The organism is Nocardioides sp., assembly GCF_041600255.1.
Classification (GTDB): domain Bacteria; phylum Actinomycetota; class Actinomycetes; order Propionibacteriales; family Nocardioidaceae; genus Nocardioides.
Window position 1 is genome coordinate 1 of the sequence record NZ_JBFIKK010000182.1, and the last position, 4,787, is coordinate 4,787.

Annotated in this window: 5 protein-coding genes; 2 read left to right on the forward strand and 3 right to left on the reverse strand. The window is 71.4% G+C overall.

Going from position 1 to position 4,787, the window contains the following annotated elements:
* Both ABZE72_RS15655 and ABZE72_RS15660 read left to right on the forward strand, forming a co-directional pair.
* A partial coding sequence (locus ABZE72_RS15655; protein ID WP_372729965.1) for a Mur ligase family protein occupies positions 1-1,756 on the forward strand: 1,756 nt, incomplete at its 5' end.
* Positions 1,757-1,763: 7 nt separating this feature from the next.
* Positions 1,764-2,126 (forward strand): cupin domain-containing protein, encoded by a 363-nt coding sequence (locus ABZE72_RS15660; RefSeq protein WP_372729966.1) that lies wholly within the window; start codon positions 1,764-1,766, stop codon positions 2,124-2,126.
* Positions 2,127-2,138: 12 nt separating this feature from the next.
* Here the strand turns inward: ABZE72_RS15660 and ABZE72_RS15665 are convergent, their stop codons facing one another.
* The 3 genes from ABZE72_RS15665 to ABZE72_RS15675 form a co-directional block, all read right to left on the reverse strand.
* Positions 2,139-3,845, reverse strand: coding sequence for a Mur ligase family protein (locus ABZE72_RS15665; RefSeq protein WP_372729967.1), 1,707 nt, complete (start codon positions 3,843-3,845; stop codon positions 2,139-2,141).
* 27 nt (positions 3,846-3,872) lie between these two features.
* Entirely contained in the window at positions 3,873-4,643 is a 771-nt protein-coding gene (fabI, locus tag ABZE72_RS15670) for an enoyl-ACP reductase FabI (protein WP_372729968.1), read from the reverse strand.
* Positions 4,644-4,684: 41 nt separating this feature from the next.
* A partial coding sequence (locus ABZE72_RS15675; RefSeq protein ID WP_372729969.1) for an SDR family oxidoreductase occupies positions 4,685-4,787 on the reverse strand: 103 nt, incomplete at its 5' end.

Consider the following 4,787-nt stretch of genomic DNA (forward strand, 5'->3'; position numbering starts at 1 on the left):
CGCGAACGCCGACCCGCGCCGAGGCGTCGGCCACGAGAAGGTGCTGACCCGGATCAAGGTCGACAACGCCGCGATCGCGCTGGTGCGCGAGCAGGGCTTCGAGATGAGCGATGTCCCCCCGGAGGGGCAGACCGTCAAGCTCGCCCTGACCGGCAACATGTCGACCGGTGGCATCTCCATCGACCGCACCTTCGAGGCGCACCCGGAGAACGTCGAGATCGCCGAGGAGGCGGCCCGGATGATCGGGCTCGACATCGCCGGGATCGACTTCATCTGCCCCGACATCACCGAGCCCGTCCGCGAGACCGGCGGCGCGATCTGCGAGGTCAACGCCGCGCCGGGCTTCCGGATGCACACGCACCCGACCATCGGTGAGCCGCAGTTCATCGCCAAGCCGGTCGTCGACATGCTCTTTCCGCCCGGCTCCACCGCGCGGATCCCGATCGTCGCGGTGACCGGCACCAACGGCAAGACCACGACGTCGCGGATGATCTCGCACATCTTCAAGGGGATGGGCCGCAAGGTCGGCATGACGTCGACCGACGGCGTCGTCATCGACGAGCGACTCCTGATCCGGTCCGACGCGTCCGGTCCTCGTTCGGCGCGGATGGTGCTGCAGAACCCCCGCGTCGACTTCGCGGTCTTCGAGGTGGCCCGGGGCGGCATCCTGCGCGAGGGTCTCGGCTACGAGCGCAACGACGTGGCCGTCGTGCTCAACGTCCAGCCCGACCACCTCGGCCTGCGCGGCATCGACACCGTCGAGCAGCTGGCCGATGTCAAGGCCGTCCTGGTCGAGGCGGTCCCGCGTGACGGCCACGCCGTCCTGAACGCCGACGACCCGCTGGTGCGCAACATGCGCAAGCGCTGCTCGGGCCAGGTCGTCTGGTTCTCGATGGAGGAGCCCGGCTCCGAGGTTCGCGAGATGATCGAGGCGCACTGCCGCCGTGGCGGCAAGGCGCTCGTGCTCAACCCGTCCGAGCGTGGCGAGATGATCGTCGTCAAGCACGGCCGACGCGAGATGCAGCTGGCGTGGACCCACCTGCTGCCGGCGACCTTCGGGGGTCGGGCCCGGATGAACGTCCAGAACACGCTGGGTGCGGCGGCGGCGGCCTTCGCGGCGGGTGCCCCGCTGCACGACATCCGTCAAGGCCTGCGCACCTTCTCCACGAGCTACTACCTCTCCCCCGGTCGGCTGAACGAGGTCGAGGTCAACGGCGTGAACGTGATCGTCGACTACTGCCACAACGCGCCCGGGATGAAGGCGCTCGGCGACTTCGTGGACCGGGTCGGCGACTCGATGTCGGCCGGCCACGACCTGGCCCGACCCTCGCGGATCGGGATCATCGCCACCGCCGGGGATCGTCGCGACGAGGACATGCGCGAGCTCGGCCACATCGCGGCCCAGCACTTCGACGTGGTGATCGTCCGAGAGGACGTGCAGCTGCGAGGTCGGGAGCGCGGCGAGACGGCCGCCCTGGTGATGGAGGGCGTGCGCGCGGCGATGGCCGAGGAGGGCACGCGCTGCAAGCAGGCCGTGGAGGTGCTCGAGGAGATCGAGGCCGTGCGCCACGCGATGAGCCGCGCCAACCGCAACGACCTCGTGGTGGTCTGCGTGGACGCGCACGCCGCGGTGATGACGGAGCTGGAGACCTGGTCCCACCAGGCCCAGGCGGGATCGGGCGCCAACCCCGACTCCCCCGCCGCCGACCCGGACTACGCGGCACCGGTCGTCCCCACCGCAACCCCGGAGGCCTGAGGCACCGATGCACCTGGTCGACCTGTCCGGGATCTCCGAGCGCCGGGTCGACGCGAACGGCAGCTCCGGGCTGAGCGTCGGAGGTCTCGGTCTGACCTCCGACGCCCACCTCGTCGTGGTGCACCTTCGCCCCGGCGGCGTCATCGGGCGCCACCCGGCGCCGGCACGCCAGTTGCTCGTGGTGGTCAGCGGTGACGCGACGGTCGCCGGGGGCGACTCCTCCCCCGTCGAGATCGGTCCCGGGCAGGCAGTCGTCTGGGAGGCCGGCGAGCCGCACGAGACGCGCTCCTCCGGCGGCCTGCTCGGCTTCCTGGTCGAGGGCGACCTCGACGTGCGTACCGGACCGGTGGGCGAGGCCGACCCGCCCTGAGTCCGGCCTCCCTTAGACGACCGGGGAGGCCGACCCGGCAGCGAGCCGGACCTTCGCCCTGAGCGTCTCGTGCGAGTCCGGAGTGCCGCCCTGCTCGGCGATCCAGGCGTAGGCCTCCTCGCGCTCGGCATGGCACATCAGCGCCACGACGTCCCCGGGCCTGGCCTGGGCCACCAGGGCGGCCATCCCGGCCACTTCGGTCGGGTACGACGTGATGTCGGTGACCCCGACCCGCTCGGCGCCCGCACGGAGCACCTCGTCGAGAGCCTCCACGTCGCGCCCGCGCAGGTAGCGCGCCTTGTGCGCGATCACCATCACATCGCTGTCGCGTGCCCCGATCTCGCCGAGTCGGCCGATCATGTCGTCGTGCCGGTCCCCGACGGCGCCCAGCGCGAGGAGCAGGCGGGCGCCGGGGCGGCGTACGCCGTTCATGATCTCGATCAGCGCCTCGAGGCCCGCCTCGTTGTGCGCGAGATCCATCACCACCGAGACCTCGCCGATGGAGAAGAAGTTCATCCGTCCGGGGTTGTGCTCGGCGTCCGGCAGGAACGTGCGCAGCCCCTCGACCACGGTCTCCTTCCCGATGCCGATCGCGAGCGAGGCGGACGCAGCGGCCAGCGTGTTCTCCACGTTGAAGCGGGACAGCCCGGCCAGCGTCATCGGGACGTCGACCAGCTCGACCAGGGGCTCGGGGTCGTGATCGGGCCGGAGCACGCAGACCCAGCCGTCGATGACCGTGGTGGCGCGCCCGCCGTGGCCGAGCACCTCCCGGATCGCGGGTGAGTCGGGGTCGCGCGAGAACACCCAGGGTTGGGCCTGGATGATGCCCCGCATCGCGAAGACCCGCGGGTCGTCGGCGTTCAGCACCGCCCAGCCGCTCTTGCGAGTGATCCGGGGTACGACGGCCTTGACCTCGGCCAGCTGGTCGACGGTGTCGATCCCCTGGAGACCGAGGTGGTCGGCCGAGACGTTGGTGACCACCGAGACGTCGTTGCGGGTCAACCCGATCCCCTTGAGCAGGATCCCGCCGCGGGCGGTCTCGGTCACCGCGAGCTGGACCTCGGGGTGCGCGAGCACCCGGCCGGCTCCGCTGGGGCCGGAGTAGTCCCCGGCCTCGACCAGCTCACCGTCGATGTAGATGCCGTCGGTGTTGGACCAGCCGACCAGCCGGCCCTCGTGGCGGGCGATGTGCGCGATCATCCGCGACGTCGTGGTCTTGCCGTTCGTCCCGGTCACGGCCACCACCGGGATTCGCGGGGTGATGGTACGCGGACGCTCACCGGGCTCCGAGGCAGCGACCCGTGCGGCGGCATCGCTGACCGCGGTCTCGATGTCGGTGCTCAGCAGCGCGTCCAGCACCTCGCCGACGGCCCGGCCCATCTCCTGGGCCCGCTGACGGTGCCGCCACGGAAAGGCCACGATGATCTCGTGCGGGTCGTTCGTGGGGCGCACCCGGACCGCGAGCCGGGACGTCCCCGACTCCGCCGCGACCGCGCGGACCAGGCGGGCGACCGCGCGGACCGCGAAGCGCTGCCGGAATCCGGTCTCCGGCGCACCGGGCCGGGCGTTCTTCAGCCCGATCCGGCGGGCGAACCGGACGGCGGTCTCCTCGGAGGCAGCGGCGATGCCGCTGATGTCGAGGGTGAGCTTGATGGCGGCGCGGGGGAAGTAGAGGTTCGGGCCCTCGAGGACCCGCAGTTCGACAAGAGAGGACGTCACCGGCGCCACGCTACCGAAGGGTGCCGCTCACGACCCCATCGCGTGGAAGCCACCGTCGACGTGGACGATCTCACCGGTGGTGGCCGGGAAGAAGTCCGAGAGCAGGACGCACACCGCCTGCGCGGTCGGGGTCTGGTCGGTGTTGTCCCAGCCGAGCGGCGCACGCTCGGCCCACATCGAGTCCAGCTCCTCGAACCCCGGGATCGCCTTCGCGGCCAGCGTCTTCAACGGGCCGGCCGAGACCAGGTTGCACCGGATGCCGTGCGGCCCGAGGTCGCGGGCCAGGTAGCGCGACGTCGACTCGAGGGCGGCCTTGGCCACCCCCATCCAGTCGTACGCCGGCCACGCCACCGTGGCGTCGAAGGTCAGCCCGACCACCCCGCTGCCGGGGCCCATCAGCGGCCGGCAGGCGACCGCCAGGGACTTCAACGAGTACGCCGACACCTGGACCGCCTGGGCGACGTCCTCCCACGGGCCGTCGAGGAACTTGCCACCCAGCAGGGTCTCCGGGTTGCCGTAGGCGATCGAGTGCACCACCCCGTCCAGCCCGTCCACGTGCTCCCGCACCAGCTCGGGCAGGCGCTCGAGGTGCTCGGAGTCGGTGACGTCGAGCTCCAGCACCGGTGGCTCGACCGGCAGTCGCTTGGCGATCCGGCGGGTGATGCCCAGGGCGCGGCCGAAGTTGGAGATCAGCACGGTGGCGCCCTGCTCCTGGGCGACCTTCGCCGTCGCGAAGCCGATCGAGGAGTCCATCGTGACCCCGGCGACCAGGATCCGCTTGCCGTCAAGAATGCCCATGTCGTGTCCTTCGTTCGTCAGTCGAGTCGGGTCGGGACTGCTCAGTGGCCCATGCCCAGGCCGCCGTCCACGGGGATGACGGCGCCGGTGATGTACGCCCCTCCGTCGCCGGCCAGGAACACCACGGTGGAGGCGATCTCCTCC